The organism is Nonomuraea sp. NPDC005983 (assembly GCF_040614375.1).
Lineage (GTDB): Bacteria > Actinomycetota > Actinomycetes > Streptosporangiales > Streptosporangiaceae > Nonomuraea.
Window position 1 is genome coordinate 1 of sequence record NZ_JBEXUP010000015.1, and the last position, 18,435, is coordinate 18,435.

The following is an 18,435-nucleotide window of genomic DNA, read 5'->3' on the forward strand; positions in this document are numbered from 1 at the left end:
GGCGGCGAACGCGCCGGGGATGTCGCCGGGGTCGGGCCGGTGCAGCCACGTGGTGACGCCGTCGCGGTGCAGGGCGGTGCCGGCGGCCGAGGAGATCGACAGCGTGCCGCGCTCCCCGACGACGGTGATCTCGTCATGCGCCGGGGGCGGACCCGTGCCCGTGACCGCGAGCTGCGCGGTCAGGCCACCGGACAGCACCAGCCTGACCAGCGCGTCGGTCTCGATCGGCGAGCCGTTCACGGTGGCGTCGACCCGCTCGACCCGCCGCCCCGACAGCCACACCAGCCGGTCGACGCAGTGCGCCCCGATGTTGATGAGGACGCCCCCGCCGGAGAGCTCCGGGTCGAGGAACCAGGCGGGACGCGCGGCCGGCCGGTAGTCGGAGCCGCGCCGGTCGGACAGCAGCAACGGCTCGCCGACCTCCCCGGCCGAGAGCGCCGCCATGGCCGCGGCCTTGCCGGGCAGGAACCGCTGGACGTGCCCGACTGCCAGGGTGACCCCGGCCGCGGCACACGCGGCGATCATCAGGTCGGCGTCGGCGAGCGTGGTCGCCATCGGCTTCTCCACGAGGACGTGCAGCCCGGCCGCCGCCGCGTCGCGCACGATCTCCGTGTGCAGCGCGTGCGGGGTGTTGACGACGACCGCGTCCACCTCGCCCGAGGCGATCAGGTCGTGGTGGACGGCGTGCACGCGGGCCCCGTGCCCGTCGACCCCGTGCCCGTCGGCGACGCGCCGGGCCGCGTCCAGGTTCGGATCGCAGACGGCGGTCACCCGCACGCCGGGGACGCGGAGCGCGGCCTCGGCGTGCAGCCGGCCGACGGCTCCGGCGCCGACAAGGCCCAGACGAAGATCAGTCACTTGTTGTCTCCCCCGAGGAGGCGCCGCAGGAGCGGCGCACGACGATGCCGGGGCGCAGCCGTACCTGATGAAGGGGCAGGTTGGGCTCGCGCAGGCGGCGGAGCAGGAGCTCGGCCGCCTGGCGGCCGAGGTGGCGCTTGGGCGGCGAGACCGCGGTGAGCGGGACCTCCGCCAGGTCGGCGATCTCGTCGTCATAGGCGACGATCGCCAGGTCGCCGGGCACCGCCAGGCCGTGCCGGCGGGCCGCGGAGAGCATGAGGGTCGCCTCCCTGTCGCCGAAGCAGACGATGGCGGTGACCCCCTCGGCGGCCAGCCTCCGTATGTTGTCCGTGGCGATCCGGGGGTTCCACTCGCCCTGGGGTGCGGCGAACGGCTCGGCGGCGGCCAGCCCGAGGGCGGCCACCGCGCCGGTGAACCCGCGGACGAGCGGGGGCTGCGTCGGGTTTCCCGACCGGGTGAGCAGGGCGAGCCGGGTGTGGCCCAGCGCCGCGAGGTGGCGCACGGCGGCGTACCCGCCGGCCTCGTGGTCGGTGCGGACGTGCTCGCTGGGATCGTCGCCCTCGTCGAGCCCGCGCTCCATCAGCACGACGGGCACCGGGAGCGCGGCCAGCCGCCCGACCTCGGCGGCAGGGTCGCCGCGCCCGATGAGGGTGGGCACGATCAGCAGGCCGTCGACGCCGGAGTCGAGCATGCGCTCCAGCGCGGAGTCCTCCTCCGACGGCTCGTAGCGCGAGCAGGCCAGCATCAGCCGGGCACCGGCCGCGGTCAGGGTCTCCTCGATGCCCTCCAGCACCCGCGGGAAGTACAGCGCGGTGTCGGGGACGATCACGCCGACCAGCGCGGCCTGGTTCGGCACGGCCAGCGCGTGTTCGACCACGAAGGTCCCCGCGCCCTGCCTGCGGAGCACGAGCCGCTCGTCGACGAGCTCGTCCACGGCCCTGCGGACGGTGGTGAGGCTGACGTCGTGGATGCGGGCCAGCTCCTGCTCGGTGGGCAGCTTCGCGCCGACGGGCCAGTGCCCGGAGCGGATCTCCGCGCGTATCTGCGCCGCGAGCCGCTGGAACTTGAGCTCTGCTCTCATTTCACCGATCCCAGGGTCATGCCCTCGATGATCCGCCGTCCGAGCCAGACATAGCAGGCCAGGACGGGCAGCACCACCGTGCAGACTCCGGCGAACAGGCCGCCCCAGTCGGCGCCGTTGTACTGCATCCGCTGCAGGAAGCCGAGCAGGGCGAGGGAGAGCGTGGCCTTCTCCTCGCTCTGCAGGAAGATCAGTCCGAACAGGGTCTCTCCCCAGTGCTGGATGATGTTGAGGATCATCGCGGTGATGATGCCGCTGCGTGCCAGAGGAAGCATGATCCTCCAGAACGTGCGGTTGGGCGAGGCCCCGTCGAGCGCGGCGGCCTCCTCCAGCTCCTTCGGCAGCGACCCGAAGAAGCCGGTGAGGAAGAAGACCGTGAACGGCATCGAGGTGGCCACGTACAGGATCCACAGCCCGGTCAGGCTGTCGACCAGGTAGAGCTCGTTCATCATCACGTACAGCGGGAGCACGATCACCTGCGAGGGGATGCCCAGGCCGAGGGCGAAGAAGGCGGTGATGCCGCTGTTCCAGCGGGTCAGGATCCGGCTCAGCGCGTACGCGGCGGGGGCGGCCAGCGCGATCGTCGCGACCGCCGTGCCGACGACCAGCAGGACGGTGTTGAGCGTGGCCCCGCCGAAGTCGCTGGCGGTCCAGGCCCGGGAGTAGTTGTCCCACCGGGGAGAGGCCGGAACCGACCAGGGGCTGGCGAAGATGTCGCGGGTCGACTTGACGGAGGTCAGCAGCATCCAGACGGCGACGGCCACGCTGAACAGCGCGAACAGCCACGCGAAAGGGGCGCCGAGCAGCTTGGACGGGCCGGGCAGCCCGCGGGGTGCGTTCATCGGGCGTCCTTTCAGAACTGGACCTGGTCGCGGCGGAACAGCCGGCGCAGCACCACGACCAGCAGGCCGACCAGGGCGAGCATGACCATGCCCGTCGCGGCGGCGGAGCCGTACTTGGGCACGCCGCTGGAGAAGGCCTCGGCGTAGGCGTACAGGGCGGTGTTCCACACCTTGGTCGGGGGGAGCTGGCCGGCGGCGCCCGCGAAGGCGTAGACGAACTCGAAGATCTTGATCGCGTTGATGCTCCACAGGACCGCGCAGACCCCCACGACGTCCCACATCAGCGGGAGCGTCACGTGCCGGAAGCGCTGCCAGGCGTTGGCGCCCTCCAGGTCGCACACCTCGTAGAGGTCCTTGGGGATGCGGTCCACGGCGGCCATGAGGATCGTGGTGTAGAACCCGGTCTGCACCCAGACCAGGCCGATCATGATGACGGAGAAGAGGTTCTCGGTGCCCAGCCAGTTCGGCGGGTGGCTCACACCGAAGGCCCGCAGCGCCTGGTTGACGACGCCGTCGGCCTGGAACAGGAACCCCCACAGGATCGACAGCACGATCCCGGAGACGATGTTCGGGAAGAAGATGATCGCCCGGACCGCCTTGCGCCCGGCCAGGTCGCGCAGGACCATCGTCAGCACGAAGCTGATCGCGAAGGTCGCGCCGCCGACCACGAACAGGATCGTCAGCGTGTTGCGGAAGGAGTCGTGGAAGACGGGGTCCAGCAGCAGCCGCCGGTAGTTGTCGAACCCGGCGAACTCCATCGGCCCGGCGCCGGCCCACTTGTTCAGGCTGATCCAGGCGGTGGCGAGGGTCGGCAGGACGTAGAAGACGACGTACAGGACCAGCGCGGGGACGATGAACGGCCAGAACAGGCGTCGCCTGCGCCGCGCGAGCGGGCTCTGCGCGGCCGGGGCGGGCCCCCTGACGGCGGCCCGCGGCTCTCGGACAGCGGTGGCGGCCATCAGCCGTTGAGCTTCCAGAAGTCGACGGACGCGGCCTTGAGCCTGGCCACGAACTCCGCCGCGGTGGCCTTCCCGGTGAGCAGCTCGGTGTTCACCGGCTGGAAGACCTTGGTGTACCAGTCGGCGTGGTCCATCTTCACGCCGTCGAGCGCGGCGTGGGTCTCGGCGGTGTCCAGGGTCTTCTTCACGTCCGCCAGCACGGCCGGCACCTCGATGTCGGCGCGCGGCGTGATGTTGTTCGCCTCCGAGGCGATCCTGGACAGCCGCTGCTTGTTCATGAAGTACGCGATGAACTTCTGGGCCTGCTCGGCGTGGCCGGCCCGCGCCGGGATGGCGAAGCCGATGAGCGAGATCTCCTGGGTCTGCTGCCCCGTCGCCCCCTTGGGGAAGGGGAAGGAGCGGTACTCGAAGCCCTCCTTCGCCGACGGCTTGGTCTCGCTCGGCGCGAAGGTGCCCAGCAGCAGGAAGTCGGCTCCGCCGGTGGCCCACTTCTGCTGGATCGCCGGGAACTTGCTGCCGTCGTAGCCGGTGACGAAGTAGCCGCCCTTCACCAGCTGTTCGATCTTCCGCACCGCGGTCAGGAACCTGGGGTCGTCGAACTTGGCGCCGGTCTTGTCGGTCGCGGCGGCGCCGAACGCCCCCGGGCCGAGGTCGCGCAGGATCGCGTGGTAGGTCCAGAAGGCCGAGTAGTCGGCGATGTCCGCGTCGAGCGCCAGCGGGCCGTCGCCCCGCGCCGCCTTCCGCTTGTCCAGCAGGGCGACGAAGTCGTTCCAGGTCTGCGGCGGGGCGCCGGCCACGTCCTTGAGCGCGTTGCCGTCGTACCAGATCTGCTCGGCCAGCACCTCGTACGGCACGAGCCAGGACGTGCCGCCGGTGGTGGCGTACGCGCGGTACTTGGCGTCGATCACGTCGCCGACCTTCTTGCCGGGCTCCCCGGGGATCTCCAGGTCGTAGACCTTGGACAGGTCCAGGCCCTGGCCGGTGGCGACGAAGGTGGACTTCACGAACCGGTCGGCGGAGTCGACCAGGTCGGCGGGGACGTTCCGGGTGTTGAGCGTGGGGGCGAGCTGCTTGGCGACGTCACGGCCCTTCCACTCGACCTTGACCTTGACGCCGGTCTCCTCGGTGAACGAGGCGATCACCGACTCCAGCACCTTGGCCTGGGGCTCGCCGGCCTTCCACATGGACCAGTAGACCAGCTCGTCCGCGCCGTCCTTGGCCGGAGCGCCGCACGCGGCCAGGCCGAGGACGAGCGCGCCCGCCACGGCCGCCGTGACCGTGGCCCTGAGCGCCCGGCTGGGGAGGGATCCGTTCATGAGAACGCTCCTGGGGGGAGGGGGTGGGTTCCGGCAATCCTGGCGACCCACTCATCACCTCGTCAACAGCATGATTTAGGGATGAATCTGCTGATCGGCGCCTTTGTCACGATCAATGCAGCGAAAGGGTGGGATTCCTTGTCTATTCATCATGTTGATTTCGTGGTGTATGCGGCGCGACGGCCGGGTCACGCGCCGTGCCTGGCCAGATGGTCGGCCCTGCGGATCGGCTCGGGCAGCCGGACGGACGGCGCGAGCCGCAGCACCTGGTCGCAGGCCGTGTCGAGGGCGATGCGGTGGCCCTGGGAGACGTACACCGGCTTGACCCCGCGCCGTGTCCGCAGCGCCCTGCCCACCGTGACGCCGTCGAGGACGATCGGGGACCAGGCGCCACGCTCGGGAGACGGCTCCTCATGCGTGCCGACGAAGGCCGTCTTGCCCACGCCCAGCGAGGGCAGCCCGGTCAGCACGCCGAGATGGCAGGCCAGGCCGAAGCCGCGCGGATGCGCCAGACCGTACCCGTCGCAGACCAGCAGGCCGGGGGTGACGGTCAGCCGTTCCAGCGCCTCCACCAGGGCGGGCAGCTCGCGGAACGCGAACAGGCCCGGCACGTAGGGGAAGGCCGCCCTGCCGTGCACGACCACCTGCTCCACCACGTCGAGCGTGCCGCCGTCGAGCACCACGACGGCGGCCGACAGCTCGTCGTCACCGTGATAGTGCACGTCGAGGCCCGCCACCGTGGTGAACGCGGTGGGCCCGGTGAGCTCGACGCGGTCACGGAGGCGCTCCTGGATCGCCTCCGCCTCCGCGACGTCGGCGGGCCACGGGTGAAGCCGGTCTACACGCACCCGCCCACGCTATTGCCTCTCCGGCACTCAGCGCGCAGACCGCCGAAGGCCCGAAGCGCCCCGAAGCGCCTCGAAGCGCCCCGAGGGCACGGAAGCGCGCTCTTTCCGGCCTGACCGGACCGAGGGCGGCGCGTTAGTGTCGGGCCATGGACGTGCGGGTGATCGTCGGGCCGGGAGTGGTGGCCGACCGCGGGCTGCTCGGGGAGGTCGCCGGACGCGAGTTCGCCGACCTGGGCGTCAGCGGCGCCCTCGGCCACGCCACGAGCGCGGACGAGGTGCGCGCGGCGCTCGCCGGCCGGGCGTCCGAGGCGGTCGTGGTGGTGCTGGGGGACGATCCCGAGGTGCGGCGGCTCATGCTGGAACCGTCCGAGGGCGTGGTCTGGGTCGATCTCACCCGGCGGGACTCCGGGCCCCGGGGAGTGGCGCGGATCCACGGGCGCGGCGTGTCCGGGCTGGAGTGGGGGATCAGGCACGCCGTGCGCCGGGCGCGACGCCCGTCCCCGCGGGTGCCGTACGGGGAGCACGCCGACCAGTGGGCCGAGCTGCACCTGCCGGAGTCGGCGGGGCCGCATCCGGTGGTCGCGCTGATCCACGGGGGCTACTGGCGGTCCATCTGGGGGGCCGACCTCATGGACGCGCTCTGTGACGACCTGGCCGGGCGCGGGTTCGCCGCGTGGAACCTCGAGTACCGGCGGCCCGACCTGCACGGGTGGAAGGCGACGACGTCCGACGTGGCCGCCGGGCTGGCGGCGCTCCGCGGTGTGGACGCGCCCCTCGACCTGGACCGGGTCGCGGTCGCGGGGCACTCGGCGGGCGGGCAGCTCGCGTTGCGGGCCGCGGCCGACGGGTCGCGGATGGCTCTGGCGGTGTCACTGGCCGGGGTCCTGGACCTGGTGGAGGGCGACAGGCGGTGGATCAGCTCCGGCGCCGTGGCCGCCGCCCTGGGAGCCGACGGAGAACGCGGGCGTGCCGGGGAGGGCGAACCGGCGTCGCGAGGTGACGGTGCCGGGGGCGGCGGCCTGCGGGAGGAGCTCGCGGAGGCGAGCCCGCTGCTCAGGCTGCCGATGCGGGTGCCCCGGCTGGTGGTCCAGGGGGCGGACGACGACCTCGATCACGTGGACTTCTCTCGGCGGTACGCCGCGGCCGCCGAGCGGTGCGGCGACGACGTGACCTACCTGGAACTGCCGGGCGACCATTTCGCGGTGATCGACCCGCGAACGCCGATCTGGCAGGCCACCGCCCGCGCCATCGCCGAGTCGCTGCGCTGAGGCCCGCACGGCGCCAAAGTGGCGAGGTGCGGTGTTTGGGGGTTGATTGTCGGATTGTGGGCTGGCGCGCGCGGCCGTCGCGTCCCCATACTGTGCCCATGCAGTCGTACACCAGCTCCGCAGCGCCGACGCCGCTCCTGGGTGAGACCATCGGCGAGAACCTGGAACGCACGGTGGCCCGGTTCGGCGACCGGGAGGCCCTGGTGGACGTCCAGGCCGGACGCAGGTGGACCTACCGCGAGCTGAACGCCGACGTCGACCGGCTGGCGCTGTCGCTGCTGGCCAGGGGGGTCGAACAGGGCGACAGGGTCGGCATCTGGGCGCCGAACCGCGCCGAGTGGGTGCTGGTGCAGTACGCCACGGCGAAGATCGGCGCGGTGCTGGTCAACGTCAACCCGAGCTACCGGTCGCACGAGCTGGAGTACGTGGTCAAGCAGTCGGGCATGCGGTTGCTGATCAGCGCGCTGGCCCACCGGGCCGCCGACTACCGCGCGATGGTGGCGGAGATCGGCTTCACCGACGTCGTCTACCTGGACGACCCGTCCTGGGACGCCCTGCTGGCCGAGACGGCCGACGCCGGGGAGCTGCGCGACCGGATGGCGCGGCTCGCCTTCGACGACCCGATCAACATTCAGTACACCTCGGGCACCACCGGGTTCCCCAAGGGCGCCACCCTGTCGCACCACAACATCCTGAACAACGGCTACTTCGTCGGGGAGCTGGTCCACTACACCGAGGCCGACCGGGTCTGCCTGCCGGTGCCGTTCTACCACTGCTTCGGCATGGTCATGGGCAACCTCGGCGCGACCTCGCACGGCGCCTGCATCGTCATCCCGGGGCCCGGCTTCGACCCGGAGGCGACGCTGCGGGCCGTCCAGGACGAGAGGTGCACGTCCCTGTACGGGGTGCCGACGATGTTCATCGCCGAACTCGCCCTGTCGGGAAAGTTCGACCTGTCGTCGCTGCGGACGGGCATCATGGCCGGGTCGCCGTGCCCGGTCGAGGTGATGAAGCGGGTGGTCGGCGAGATGAACATGCGCGAGGTCGCCATCTGCTACGGCATGACGGAGACGTCCCCCGTGTCCTTGATGACCAGGGTCGACGACGACCTGGCGCGCAGGACCGAGACGGTCGGGCGGGTGATGCCGCACGTCGAGGTGAAGATCGTGCATCCCGAGACCGGGCTGATCGTGCCGCGCGGCGAGCCCGGCGAGCTGTGCACGCGCGGGTACTCCGTGATGCTCGGCTACTGGGAGGAGCCCGGCAAGACCGCCGAGGTCATCGACGCCGCCCGCTGGATGCACACCGGTGACCTCGCCGTCATGGACGACGACGGCTACGTCAACGTGGTCGGCCGGATCAAGGACATGGTGATCAGGGGCGGGGAGAACATCTACCCCCGGGAGATCGAGGAGTTCCTCTACCGGCATCCCGACATCTCGGACGTCCAGGTCATCGGCGTGCCGGACGAGAAGTACGGGGAGGAGCTGATGGCCTGGGTCGTCATGCGCGAGGGCGTGCAGGCGCTGACGGCCGAGGCGGTGCGGGAGTACTGCCAGGGCAGGCTGGCGCGCTACAAGATCCCCCGCTACGTGCACGTGGTCGAGTCGTTCCCGATGACGGTGACCGGCAAGATCCGCAAGGTGGAGATGCGCGAGCTCGCCGTGGACCTCCTCGGCCTGCACACCGCCGCCGCCATGCGCAACGCCTGACGGCCGGGCCGGTCAGCTCGGCCTGTGCGGAGGTCGAGGGGCCGGGGCTAGCGCGGCTGGTTGAGCTTGAAGCCGTACAGGCCCGCGTCGCCCGCCACGTAGACGCGGGTGCCGCCGGGCGTCCAGGCGCAGCCGTTGAGCGTGTCGTCCAGCGTGAGCCCGGCCAGGACGGCTTCGGCGCCGACGTCCCAGACCAGGAGCTCGCCGTCCGTCGAGGTACTGGCCAGCCACCAGCCGAACGGCCCCGCAGCCAGGCCGGTCAGGTGGCTCAGCGGGCCGACCAGCGTCACCAGCGGCGCGCCGTCGGGGTCGCACAGGTGGATGTCGCCCTCGCGGGTGGCGGCGGCCAGCCAGGCGCCGTCGGGGGAGACGGCCAGCGTGGTCACGTCCTCCAGGCGGAGCAGCGCCCGGACCTGCCAGCCGTCCGCGTGCCACACCTGGACGTGCTCGTCGCCCGAGGCCGCCAGCCAGGAGCCGTCGGGTGCCACGGCGAGAGACCTGATCATCTCCTTGGTCCGGAGGTCGCGCAGCGGAGTGCCGTCCGGGCGCCAGATGCGGACCTCGTCACCGGCGGTGGCGAGCCAGGAGCCGTCGGGGGAGATCACCACGTCGTCGCGGCTCCACGGACGGGCGGGCACCCTGGTGCGGACCGTGCCGTCGCGTCCGGCCAGCCAGAGCTCCCCGTCGCCGGTCGTGGCCGCGAGCCAGGACTCGTCGGGGGAGATCGCGACCGCGGTGCATCCGCCCGCGTCGCCGATCGTGCCGAGTGCGCTGCCCTCGTCGTCCCACAGGGCCGGACCGGCGGGGCCCGCGGTGGCCAGCCAGCCGCCTTGACCCGCCACGCGGACCGCCGACAGCCTGCGGCGGCGCATGTGCTCGTCCGGGGGCGGGACGTGCCGAACCCTGTCCCAGATCCTGACGGTGCCGTCCTCGCCCGCGCTGGCCAGCCACGTGCCGTCCGGGCTGAGCGCCACGTCCAGCACCGTGCCGCGATGGCCGGAGTGCAGCGGGACGCCCGGATCGCCGGTACAGACCTCCGGCGCCGCCTCGACCGTGCACTGCGGGGTGCCGTCCTGCGTCCAGAACCGGGCGCCTGTGCCGCCGGTGAGCACCAGCCCCGTGCTGTCGGAGGAGATGGACAGGGTGCCGCCAGGGTCGAGGCCGGCCCGCGCGTGCCAGAGCGGGGTGCCGTCGCCGCGCCAGGCCCGGAGGTCCTCGTAGGGGCCGGCCGACGCCAGCCAGGTGCCGTCCGGCGCGATCGCCACCCGCGACACCGGCCCGTCGTGGCCGCGCAGCACCGCCTCCTCGGTGCCGTCAGGACGCCACAGCCGCACCGTGCCGTCGTCGCCGCCGGTGGCCAGCCGGCTCCCGCAGGCGGCGACCGCCACCGCGTTGATCTGGCCGTCGTGCCCTTCCAGCGTGGCGCGGACGGTGCCGTCGGCGTTCCAGATCGTGGCCGTGCCGCTCTCGTCCCCGGCGGCGACCCAGCCGCCGTCGGGGGCGAAGGCCACGGCTGTCGCCGCGCCCGACTCGCTCGACAGCGTCCGGCGCAGCGCGGGATGAGCCAGGTCCGGCGGCTCCCACAGGCACTCCAGCCACGCGCAGCCGAGGCCGCGCAGCAGCGCCCTGACCTCGTGGGCGATCACCGGCACCGCGTGCAGCCTGGCCGCCAGGACGGCGAGCCGCCTGGCCCCGTCCTGGGAGCGTTCGAGCAGGTGGGTGTTCTGGGCGAGCGTGTGGCGCAGCCGCTCTGCCAGCGGCGTGCCCGCCCGCGCCAGGTCCCGTTCGACCTCCGTGACGCCGTACACCTCCAGCTTGGACGCGATCCACCCGCCGTCGCACACCAGGTCGGCCACGTCGCCGCCCGCCGCGGTGTAGTGCTCGGGCAGCCGGGCGAGGACGTAGGAGCGCTCCTCGGCCGACTCGAGCGTGCCGGAGCCGTCGTCGAGCGCCCTGACCAGGGCGGCGGTCACCTCGCTGCCGACGGCGCCGCGCGCGTAGGCCCTGACCGCGTCGGGCAGGACCACGACCTGCCGGTCGGGCGCGAGCGAGAGCAGGCCCAGGGCGCCGAGCCCGGCCAGGGTCAGCTCGGTGTCGACACTCGACAGGCCGGCGGTCTCGTGCCAGAGCAGCCGGACCAGGCCCGCCGGGATCGTCCCGTCACCGGCGAACACACCCAGCTCCACCAGGCGCTCGACGCTGCCCGGCAGCCCGAGCCGGGGCAGGCCCTGCGCGAGCACCCGGTGCACGGCCGCCGTGCGCGCGCCCGCGTCGGCCAGGTCGACCTCGCGCGGCGCGGCCGTGTGGAGCGCGTCGGCGAGTGCCACCAGCAGCGGCCAGCCGCGCTCCAGCGGCGGCACCTCGATGACCGTGGCGTGCTCGGGCAGCCCGGCGGCGGTCCGTGCGGTGGCGAGCACGCTGGAGTGGGGCGCGAGCATGGCGGTGGCGTACACCAGGGCCGGATGGCGCAGGCCGTCGAGCACGACCAGCCCGTCACCGGGACGGGTCGAGCAGGCGAGCATGCCTTCCGGGTCGCTGACCACCTCCAGCGGGTCCAGCTCGTCGCCCACCGCCTCGATCCGCTCCATCAGGTGGCCCCGGAGGATCTCGGGCGGGTCGGCGTCGACGGTCAGCCAGGCGATGCCCTTGTGGAAGCGCCCGCGCACCCGGGGATCCGCGCAGGCCGCGGCGGCCAGCGCGGTCGTGCCGAAGCCCTCGGCGCCGTCCACTTCGGGGACGAGCGCGACCAGGCCGCTCTCGCCCGAGACCAGCGCCGACACCAGCCGCTCCAGTTCGGCCGGGCGGTCGATCCATTCGGCCTTCATGCACGTACGACGAACTGGCCAGAGGTCGGGTTCCTCGGAACAAGGCCTTTTATCGGCATTCAGTCCAACAAATAGCCCCACGTGCGTCGCGGTCAGGTGGCGAGTTTGGCGAAGCGGGTCGCGACCTCGCGCCAGATCGGCGTCGAGATCGGCTCGTCCGCCACCGCTTGCGCGTACACCTCGTCGGGGTCGAAACCCGTCACCTCCCACTCGCGGATGCGCGGCGGCAGCACCTCCGGATGGAACTGCACCCCCCACGCCCGCTCACCCACCCGGAGCGCCTGGTACGGGCAGCGCTCGGTCTCGGCCAGCCAGACGGCGCCGGGCGGCAGCTTGGTGATCGCGTCCACGTGGTGCTCGATGGCGGGCACGACCGGGGGCAGTTCGCGGAAGAGTTCGTCCTCCGCCGCCTCCGGCCTGATGGTGACGGGGACGCTGCCGTTCTCGGGCGCGCCCACGTCACCGGTCACCTCCCCGCCCGCGACCTCGGCGAGCATCTGCCCGCCCAGGCAGATGCCGAACAGCGGCACCTCCTCGGCGAGCGCCTGCCGGACCAGGTCGCGGGTCGGCGCCAGCCACGGCGCCCTGTCGTCGTCGCCGGGCAGGTAGCCGCCGCCCAGCACGACCATCGCCGCGTGGTGGAGCCGGGCGGGCAGTGGCGCGCCCTCGTGGGCGTGGACCACGTCCAGCCGGAGCCCGGCCTCCTCCAGCCAGCCGCCGAACCGGCCGGGCCCGCCGCTCCGGCTGTTCTGCACGATCAGGACGTCACGCATCCGGTGGGTCGGGAGGCTCACCGCAGGCCCGCCGCTCGGGCGGTGTGGCTCAGCAGCAGCGCGGTGGTCACCGGGCCGACGCCGCCGGGCACCGGGGTCAGCGCCGCCGCCCTGCCCGCGACCGCGTCGAAGTCCACGTCGCCGACCAGGCCGCCGTCCTCGGTGGGGTTGGTGCCCACGTCGATCACGACCGCGCCGGGCGCCACGTGCTCCGCGCCGATCAGCCCGGCCCGGCCGACGGCCGCCACCAGCACCTCGGCCGTCGACGTGACAGCCGCCAGGTCGCGGGTGCGCGAGTGGCAGACGGTGACGGTGGCGTGCCTGTCGAGCAGCAGGTGGGCGAGCGGCTTGCCGACCACGGTCGAGCGGCCCACGACCACGGCCCTGGCTCCCGAGAGCTCCACGCCGTAGTGGTCGAGCAGCGCGAGCACGGCGGCGGCGGTCGCGGGGGCGAACGCGGGCAGCCCGGCGGCCAGACGGCCGAGCGAGAGCGGGTTCGCCCCGTCGACGTCCTTGGCCGGGTCGATCGCGCCCGCGAGGTCCTGCAGCGACGCTCCGGCGGGCAGCGGGGTCTGCAGCATGACGCCGTGCACGGCGTCGTCGGCGCTCAGCCGGGCGAGCGTCTGCCTGATCCGCTCGGTCTCCGCGTCAGGGCCGAGGTCCACCAGGTCGCAGGTGATGCCCACCCCCGCGGCGGCCTTCGCGATGGACCGGACGTACCACAGGCTCGCCTCGTCGGCGGTGGCCACCACGACGGCCAGCCTGGGCTGCGGGCCGGCCTCCACCCGCGCCGCGACCTCGGCCCTGAGAGAGGCGGCCAGTTCCCTGCCTGTCAGCGTCCTCACCATGACCTCCGGAGGAAGCCCGGTCCCTTAGCTCGAGGGCTGGGAGGAATCCGGCCCTCGCAAGGGGTGGCCCGGCGGAGCCGTGACAACCCAGGGCGCGAAGCGCACATAACGTCACCTTTTCCCTTTCCCTTATGGATCTTTCTGTGCTGCGGCAAAATGCGATCGTGCGCACGGCGTACAAGGTGCGGGTCTACCCCACCCCGGAACAGGCTGCGGTGCTGAACCGCACGTTCGGCTGCGTACGTCTGGTGTGGAACAAGACGCTGGCGTGGCGGCAGCATCGCTACCGCGCTGAGGGGGTCACGACGTCCTATGCGCAGAGCAACCGGTACCTGACCGAGCTGAAGCGTGACCCCGAGTTCGGGTTCCTGTTCGAGGTCTCCTGCGTGCCGTTGCAGCAGACGTTGCGGCACCAGTACACGGCGTTCGTGAACTTCTTCGCCGGACGCGCCCGCTATCCCCGGTTCAAGTCCCGGCATGGCAAGCAGTCGGCGACCTACACACGCTCGGCGTTCCGCTGGAGGCATGGACGGCTGTTCCTGGCCAAGATGGACGCGCCGGTCGAATTCGTGTGGTCCTGGCCCGAGGTGGATCTTGCCACGCTGAACCCGACGACGGTGACCGTCTCCCGCGATCCCGATGGCCGCTGGCACGCCTCCTTCGCCGTCGAAACCGCCGATGAGACCACGGAAACCGTTGACGAGACCACCGACGAAGGCGGGCAGGCTCCGGCCATCGGCTCGGCCGTCGGCGTGGACCTGGGCGTCAAAGACTTCGCGGTCCTGTCCACCGGGAAACGCATCGCCAACCCCCGTCATTTGGAACGCAAGGCGAAGAATCTGGCCCGCTACCAGCGGCGCATGGCCCGTAAACAGCGCGGCTCGAACAACAGGAACAAGGCGAAGGCGAAGGTCGCCCGCGCGCACACCAAGGTCCGTGACGCCCGCGCCGATTTCCTGCACAAGACCAGCGCCCGCCTGGTGCGCGAGCACGACCTGATCGTGATCGAGGACCTGGCCGTGCAGAACATGGTCCGCAACCGTAGCCTGGCGCGGGTCATCTCCGACTGCGGATGGGGCGAGTTCCGGCGCCAACTGCAGTACAAGAGCGCCAAGCACGGGCGGCACCTGATCATGATCGACCGCTGGTACCCCTCCAGCAAGACCTGCTCGGCGTGCGGGCACCTGCTCGCCGAACTCTCCCTCGACACCCGGACGTGGCACTGCCCGTCCTGCGGCACCTGGCACGACCGGGACACCAACGCCGCCAAGAACATTCTGGCCGCTGGTCAAGCGGTATCCGCCTGTGGAGCTGACGTGAGACATACCGGGCCCTCCCGGGTGCAGTCGGCTGCGAAGCAGGAAACCTCACCTGCGAGGGTGGGAACTCCCCTCCTTTAGTGAGGGGGAGGAAGTCAAGCGTTGATCTCCTCGCGCACCTGGGCGGTCACCCAGTCGGCCCTGGCGACGGCCGGATCCACCCCCGCCATCCTGGCGCGCAGCTGCTCCGCGGCCCGCTCGTCCTTGATGCCCTTCACGTTGATCTCGACGTTCACCCTGGCCGTGGTCAGCGCGGCGCGGGCCGCGTCGGCGGCGGCGGCCACGTCCGTGATGACGTTGCGGTTGCCGATCGGCAGCAGCACCTCGCAGAGCTCGACCAGCCGGGACGCGGCCTCGACCACCCGGGCGGGCGGCTCGGCCGCCCCCACCAGCGCCGCGGCGATCGCCGCGCTGCGCTCGTCGCCCTTGGGCATCCGGTAGGCGTCGGCGACGGCGGTGAACGCCGCCGCGTCCTCCTCGCCCAGCCGCAGCGCCTTGGCCCTCAGCGCGTCGGTCTCGGCGATCACGCTCACGACGAGCTCCGAGTGCTTGACGTACTTCTCCCCGGTCGTGTAGCGGGCCACCATGCCGAGCAGCGCGGCGGCCTGCGCCGCGTGCAGGGCCGCGGTGGCTCCCCCTCCCGGCGCCGGTACGTGGGCGGCCAACTGGTTCAGGAAGTCGACGATCCTTGTGTCGCGCATGGCGGCATTCTGCCAGGCGACCTCGGTCTCACTCGCGGTGCATCGGCCGCGTGGCGTCCTCCGGCAGCGTCGAGTACGGCGACGGGTGAGGCGGCGCCGTGTGGAACGGCGACGTGTGCGGCGGCGGGGGGTACGGCGAGGGCATCCCGTGGTCGTGGGCGTGCTGCGGGGCGGCCATGGCGGGTCGCGCGCCACGCCATCTCGACGGGAACGCCGACACCACCAGCATCGCCACGCCGAGCAGGAAGAAGGTCCCGCTGTAGAGCAGGGTCTGGAAGCCGACCCGGAGGCTGCCGCCGATGAAGTCGTCGGGAAGGACCCGCACGCCCTGCATCTCGATCCACGGCACCAGGCCGAGCGCGGTGTAGGCGAGGCCGCCCATGAGCGAGGCGATGGGCGACACCCGCGAGCCGAGCAGGAAGGCCAGCAGGATCGCGCTGAGGGCCACCACGGCGAGCCCGAGCCAGGAGACGACGAACTGCTGGTACTGGGTGGTGGTGTCGCCGATCCCGAACATCAGCCCGGCGGCGATCAGCGGAGGGAAGAGCAGCCCGGCGAGCACTCCGAGCGCATGACGTGCGCCATTTGTCATGATCAACCCCCGTTTGTCGGTTAGGCCACAACCTACCGCGTGGACTCCCGGACGACGAGGTCCGGCTGGAACATGATCTGCTGGTGGGCGTGCGTGCCGGGGTTGTCGCACTCGTCGAGGAGGAGTTCGGTCGCGACCCGTCCGAGCTGGTAGGTGGGCTGCCTGACCGAGGTCAGCGAGACGGTCGAGGCCGAGGCGAAGTCGATGTCGTCGTAGCCGATCAGTGAGACGTCGTCGGGAACCCTGACCCCCGCCTGGAGCAGGCCGCGCAGCATGCCGAGCGCCAGCAGGTCGTTGGCGCAGAACAGCGCGTCGGGCAGGTCGCCCTGGGCCAGCAGCTTCTCGGCCGCCTGCTGGCCCGCCTTCGCGGTCATCGCCGGCATCGCCACCTCGCGCAGGGTCAGCGGATCGCGCCCGGCCGCCGCCAGGGTCCGTTCCGCGCCGCGTCGCCGGTCCTGGCACTGCCGGATCGTCGCCGGGCCCGTCACGTAGCCGATGCGCTCCGCGCCGCCCTCCAGCAGGTGCGAGACGGCCATCGCGCCGCCCGTGACGTCGTTGACCGCGACCGCGCACTGGTCGGCCCCCTCGGCGGGATGGTCGACGAGCACCACGCAGATGCCGCGCTCGCGCAGCCGGTGGAGCCGGTGCGGGTCCTCGTCGGACGGCGTGATCAGCACCCCGCGCACCCGCTGCTCGGCGAAGACCAGCAGGTTGTGCTCCTCCTTGACCCGGCTGCCCGAGGAGTTGCCGAGGATCACCGCGTAGCCGCGCTCGCTCGCGACGTCCTCGACCCCGGCGGCGACGTCGGTGAAGAACGGGTTGCCGATGTCGATCACCGACAGCCCGACCGTGCGGCTGTGGCCGGCGCGCAGCGTGGACGCCGAGCCGTGCCGGACGAAGCCCAGGTCCCTGATCGCGGCCTCGACCCTGACCCGGGTGGCCGCGGCGACCTTCTCGGGACGGTTCAGCACGTTGGACACCGTGCCGGGCGACACGCCGGCCATCGCCGCGACGTCCTTGATGCTCACCGTGCTCATCAGGGCTCCCATGTCCGCACACCAGCGTTCCGCCGTACCAGCTCCCGCATCTCGGCCAGGTCGCCGACCAGGCCGCGCGCCCGCGCCTGGACGAGCGCGTTGCCCAGCGCGGTCGCCTCGACCGGGCCCGCCACCACGGGAAGGCCGGTCGCCTCGGCCGTGAGCCTGCACAGTAACGCGTTGCGCGACCCGCCCCCGACCAGGTGCACGACCTCGACCCGCCGCCCGCTCAGCCGCACCGCGTCGGCGATGGCGCGCTGGTAGGCGAGGGCGAGGCTCTGCAGGATGCATCGTACGACCTGCGCCCGGCCCTCCGGTGCGCGCTGCCCGGTGCGGGCGCAGTAGGCGGCGATGCGGGCGGGCATGTCGCCCGGCGGGAGGAACGCCGGGTCGTCGGGGTCGATGACGGTGTCGGTGCCGGTCCGGCCGGCGGCGTCCAGGAGCGGCTCCAGGTCGGGGTCGCCCCAGGCGCGCAGGCACTCCTGGAGGATCCACAGGCCCATGACGTTGCGCAGGTAGCGGGTGGTGCCGTCGATCCCGGCCTCGTTGGTGAAGTTGGCCAGCCGGCTGTCCTCGGTCAGGACGGGCGACGGCAGCTCGACGCCCACCAGGGACCAGGTGCCGCAGGAGATGTAGGCGAAGTCGCCGGTCGTGGCGGGGACCGCGACCACGGCCGAGGCGGTGTCGTGCGAGGCGACCTTGGTGACGGTGGTGGGGTAGCCGACCTCCTCGGCGACGTCCTCCCGCAGCGGGCCGGCGGCGCCCTCGGTGATCGGGCCGAAGATCCGGCGGGGCAGGCCGAGCTCGGCGATGAGGTCCCAGGCCCAGTCGCGGCGGGTCACGTCGTACAGGCCGGTGGTGGAGGCGTTGGTGCGCTCCGTGCCCGCGGAGCCGCTCAGCCAGTAGCCGAGCAGGTCGGGGATCAGCAGCAGCGTATCGGCCCGGCCGAGGTCGTCGTTGAGCAGCTGGTTGACGGTGTTGAAGCGGAGGAACTGCAGCCCCGTCACCGGGTACGGGTCGGCGCGCTCGGTGACGTGCTCGGTGCGGGCGTCGCGGTAGTGCACCGGGTTGCCGACCAGCGCGCCGCGGGCGTCGAGCAGGCCGTAGTCCACGCCCCACGAGTCGATGCCGACGGACTCGGCGGGGCCCGCCGCGCGCAGGCCGTCCAGCACGTCCCGGTAGAGCGCCAGGACGTCCCAGTGCAGCGTGCCCGCCACGCGGACGGGCCGGTTGGGGAAGCGGTGCGCCTGCGACAGCGCCACCCGTCCGGCGGAGAACTCGGCAGTCATCACGCGCCCACTTGAGGCGCCCAGGTCCACGGCGGTGAATCGCACGAACCGATTAAAACGTAACAATCACGAATGCGCCATAAGGGCGGTTGGCCCATTGACGACCGCTGGTGAAGGGCCTACATTCCGGGGAACTGTTGTTAAAACGTTTGTTGCCGGGAGGCGGC

Annotated in this window: 16 protein-coding genes; 3 read left to right on the forward strand and 13 right to left on the reverse strand. The window is 72.2% G+C overall.

Annotated elements, in window-relative coordinates:
- The 6 genes from ABZ297_RS09845 to ABZ297_RS09870 form a co-directional block, all read right to left on the reverse strand.
- On the reverse strand, window positions 1-858 hold an 858-nt coding region (locus ABZ297_RS09845), incomplete at its 3' end, for a Gfo/Idh/MocA family oxidoreductase (RefSeq protein ID WP_355342250.1).
- Window positions 851-1,939, reverse strand: a complete 1,089-nt coding sequence (locus ABZ297_RS09850) for a substrate-binding domain-containing protein (protein WP_355342253.1) — start codon at window positions 1,937-1,939, stop codon at window positions 851-853. The genes ABZ297_RS09850 and ABZ297_RS09845, both read right to left, overlap by 8 nt.
- Window positions 1,936-2,781, reverse strand: a complete 846-nt coding sequence (locus ABZ297_RS09855) for a carbohydrate ABC transporter permease (protein ID WP_355342256.1) — start codon at window positions 2,779-2,781, stop codon at window positions 1,936-1,938. Before ABZ297_RS09855 ends, ABZ297_RS09850 begins: the two co-directional genes overlap by 4 nt.
- An 11-nt stretch (window positions 2,782-2,792) precedes the next feature.
- Window positions 2,793-3,740, reverse strand: a complete 948-nt coding sequence (locus ABZ297_RS09860; RefSeq protein ID WP_355342259.1) for a sugar ABC transporter permease — start codon at window positions 3,738-3,740, stop codon at window positions 2,793-2,795.
- On the reverse strand, window positions 3,740-5,056 hold the full coding sequence (locus ABZ297_RS09865) for an ABC transporter substrate-binding protein (RefSeq protein ID WP_355342262.1): 1,317 nt from the start codon (window positions 5,054-5,056) through the stop codon (window positions 3,740-3,742). Before ABZ297_RS09865 ends, ABZ297_RS09860 begins: the two co-directional genes overlap by 1 nt.
- Before the next feature lie 188 nt (window positions 5,057-5,244).
- Window positions 5,245-5,904 (reverse strand): endonuclease V, encoded by a 660-nt coding sequence (locus tag ABZ297_RS09870; RefSeq protein ID WP_355342265.1) that lies wholly within the window; start codon window positions 5,902-5,904, stop codon window positions 5,245-5,247.
- Between the two features lie 146 nt (window positions 5,905-6,050).
- Between ABZ297_RS09870 and ABZ297_RS09875 the strand changes: the two genes are divergently transcribed.
- Window positions 6,051-7,172 carry an alpha/beta hydrolase gene (locus ABZ297_RS09875; protein WP_355342268.1) on the forward strand — a complete coding sequence of 374 codons (1,122 nt, stop codon included), beginning with the start codon at window positions 6,051-6,053 and terminating at the stop codon, window positions 7,170-7,172.
- A 98-nt stretch (window positions 7,173-7,270) separates the two neighbouring features.
- A complete protein-coding gene (locus ABZ297_RS09880; protein ID WP_355342271.1) occupies window positions 7,271-8,884 on the forward strand; it encodes an AMP-binding protein in 1,614 nt (537 codons plus the stop codon).
- Window positions 8,885-8,931: 47 nt separating this feature from the next.
- On the opposite strand, the gene ABZ297_RS09885 is transcribed toward ABZ297_RS09880, so the two are convergent.
- The 3 genes from ABZ297_RS09885 to ABZ297_RS09895 form a co-directional block, all read right to left on the reverse strand.
- The gene (locus ABZ297_RS09885) at window positions 8,932-11,709 is read right to left on the reverse strand and encodes a WD40 repeat domain-containing protein (RefSeq protein WP_355342274.1); all 2,778 of its coding nucleotides are present in this window, start codon (window positions 11,707-11,709) and stop codon (window positions 8,932-8,934) included.
- A 92-nt stretch (window positions 11,710-11,801) separates the two neighbouring features.
- Window positions 11,802-12,503 (reverse strand): type 1 glutamine amidotransferase, encoded by a 702-nt coding sequence (locus tag ABZ297_RS09890; RefSeq protein ID WP_355342277.1) that lies wholly within the window; start codon window positions 12,501-12,503, stop codon window positions 11,802-11,804.
- Window positions 12,500-13,330 carry a bifunctional 5,10-methylenetetrahydrofolate dehydrogenase/5,10-methenyltetrahydrofolate cyclohydrolase gene (locus tag ABZ297_RS09895; protein ID WP_355342280.1) on the reverse strand — a complete coding sequence of 277 codons (831 nt, stop codon included), beginning with the start codon at window positions 13,328-13,330 and terminating at the stop codon, window positions 12,500-12,502. The genes ABZ297_RS09890 and ABZ297_RS09895 overlap by 4 nt, the downstream gene beginning before the upstream one ends.
- A 164-nt stretch (window positions 13,331-13,494) precedes the next feature.
- Between ABZ297_RS09895 and ABZ297_RS09900 the strand changes: the two genes are divergently transcribed.
- Complete coding sequence (locus ABZ297_RS09900) at window positions 13,495-14,730, forward strand: transposase (RefSeq protein ID WP_355342283.1); 1,236 nt, start codon at window positions 13,495-13,497, stop codon at window positions 14,728-14,730.
- 14 nt (window positions 14,731-14,744) lie between these two features.
- On the opposite strand, the gene ABZ297_RS09905 is transcribed toward ABZ297_RS09900, so the two are convergent.
- The 4 genes from ABZ297_RS09905 to ABZ297_RS09920 are packed head-to-tail and all read right to left on the reverse strand — an operon-like array spanning window position 14,745 to window position 18,313.
- On the reverse strand, window positions 14,745-15,350 hold the full coding sequence (locus ABZ297_RS09905) for a cyclodeaminase/cyclohydrolase family protein (RefSeq protein ID WP_355342286.1): 606 nt from the start codon (window positions 15,348-15,350) through the stop codon (window positions 14,745-14,747).
- A gap of 28 nt (window positions 15,351-15,378) precedes the next feature.
- Entirely contained in the window at window positions 15,379-15,942 is a 564-nt protein-coding gene (locus ABZ297_RS09910; protein WP_355342289.1) for a hypothetical protein, read from the reverse strand.
- A gap of 32 nt (window positions 15,943-15,974) precedes the next feature.
- Window positions 15,975-16,979 carry a substrate-binding domain-containing protein gene (locus ABZ297_RS09915; protein ID WP_355342292.1) on the reverse strand — a complete coding sequence of 335 codons (1,005 nt, stop codon included), beginning with the start codon at window positions 16,977-16,979 and terminating at the stop codon, window positions 15,975-15,977.
- Window positions 16,979-18,313, reverse strand: a complete 1,335-nt coding sequence (locus tag ABZ297_RS09920) for a rhamnulokinase family protein (RefSeq protein ID WP_355342295.1) — start codon at window positions 18,311-18,313, stop codon at window positions 16,979-16,981. Before ABZ297_RS09920 ends, ABZ297_RS09915 begins: the two co-directional genes overlap by 1 nt.
- Between the last annotated feature and the right edge of the window lie 122 nt (window positions 18,314-18,435).

Coding starts and splice junctions, on each gene's coding strand:
- ABZ297_RS09850 (WP_355342253.1), bottom strand. CDS start 1,939: ATGAGAGCAGAGCTCAAGTTCCAGCGGCTCGCGGCGCAGATACGCGCG.
- ABZ297_RS09855 (WP_355342256.1), bottom strand. CDS start 2,781: ATGAACGCACCCCGCGGGCTGCCCGGCCCGTCCAAGCTGCTCGGCGCC.
- ABZ297_RS09860 (WP_355342259.1), bottom strand. CDS start 3,740: ATGGCCGCCACCGCTGTCCGAGAGCCGCGGGCCGCCGTCAGGGGGCCC.
- ABZ297_RS09865 (WP_355342262.1), bottom strand. CDS start 5,056: ATGAACGGATCCCTCCCCAGCCGGGCGCTCAGGGCCACGGTCACGGCG.
- ABZ297_RS09875 (WP_355342268.1), top strand. CDS start 6,051: ATGGACGTGCGGGTGATCGTCGGGCCGGGAGTGGTGGCCGACCGCGGG.
- ABZ297_RS09880 (WP_355342271.1), top strand. CDS start 7,271: ATGCAGTCGTACACCAGCTCCGCAGCGCCGACGCCGCTCCTGGGTGAG.
- ABZ297_RS09885 (WP_355342274.1), bottom strand. CDS start 11,709: ATGAAGGCCGAATGGATCGACCGCCCGGCCGAACTGGAGCGGCTGGTG.
- ABZ297_RS09895 (WP_355342280.1), bottom strand. CDS start 13,330: ATGGTGAGGACGCTGACAGGCAGGGAACTGGCCGCCTCTCTCAGGGCC.
- ABZ297_RS09905 (WP_355342286.1), bottom strand. CDS start 15,350: ATGCGCGACACAAGGATCGTCGACTTCCTGAACCAGTTGGCCGCCCAC.
- ABZ297_RS09910 (WP_355342289.1), bottom strand. CDS start 15,942: ATGACAAATGGCGCACGTCATGCGCTCGGAGTGCTCGCCGGGCTGCTC.
- ABZ297_RS09915 (WP_355342292.1), bottom strand. CDS start 16,979: ATGAGCACGGTGAGCATCAAGGACGTCGCGGCGATGGCCGGCGTGTCG.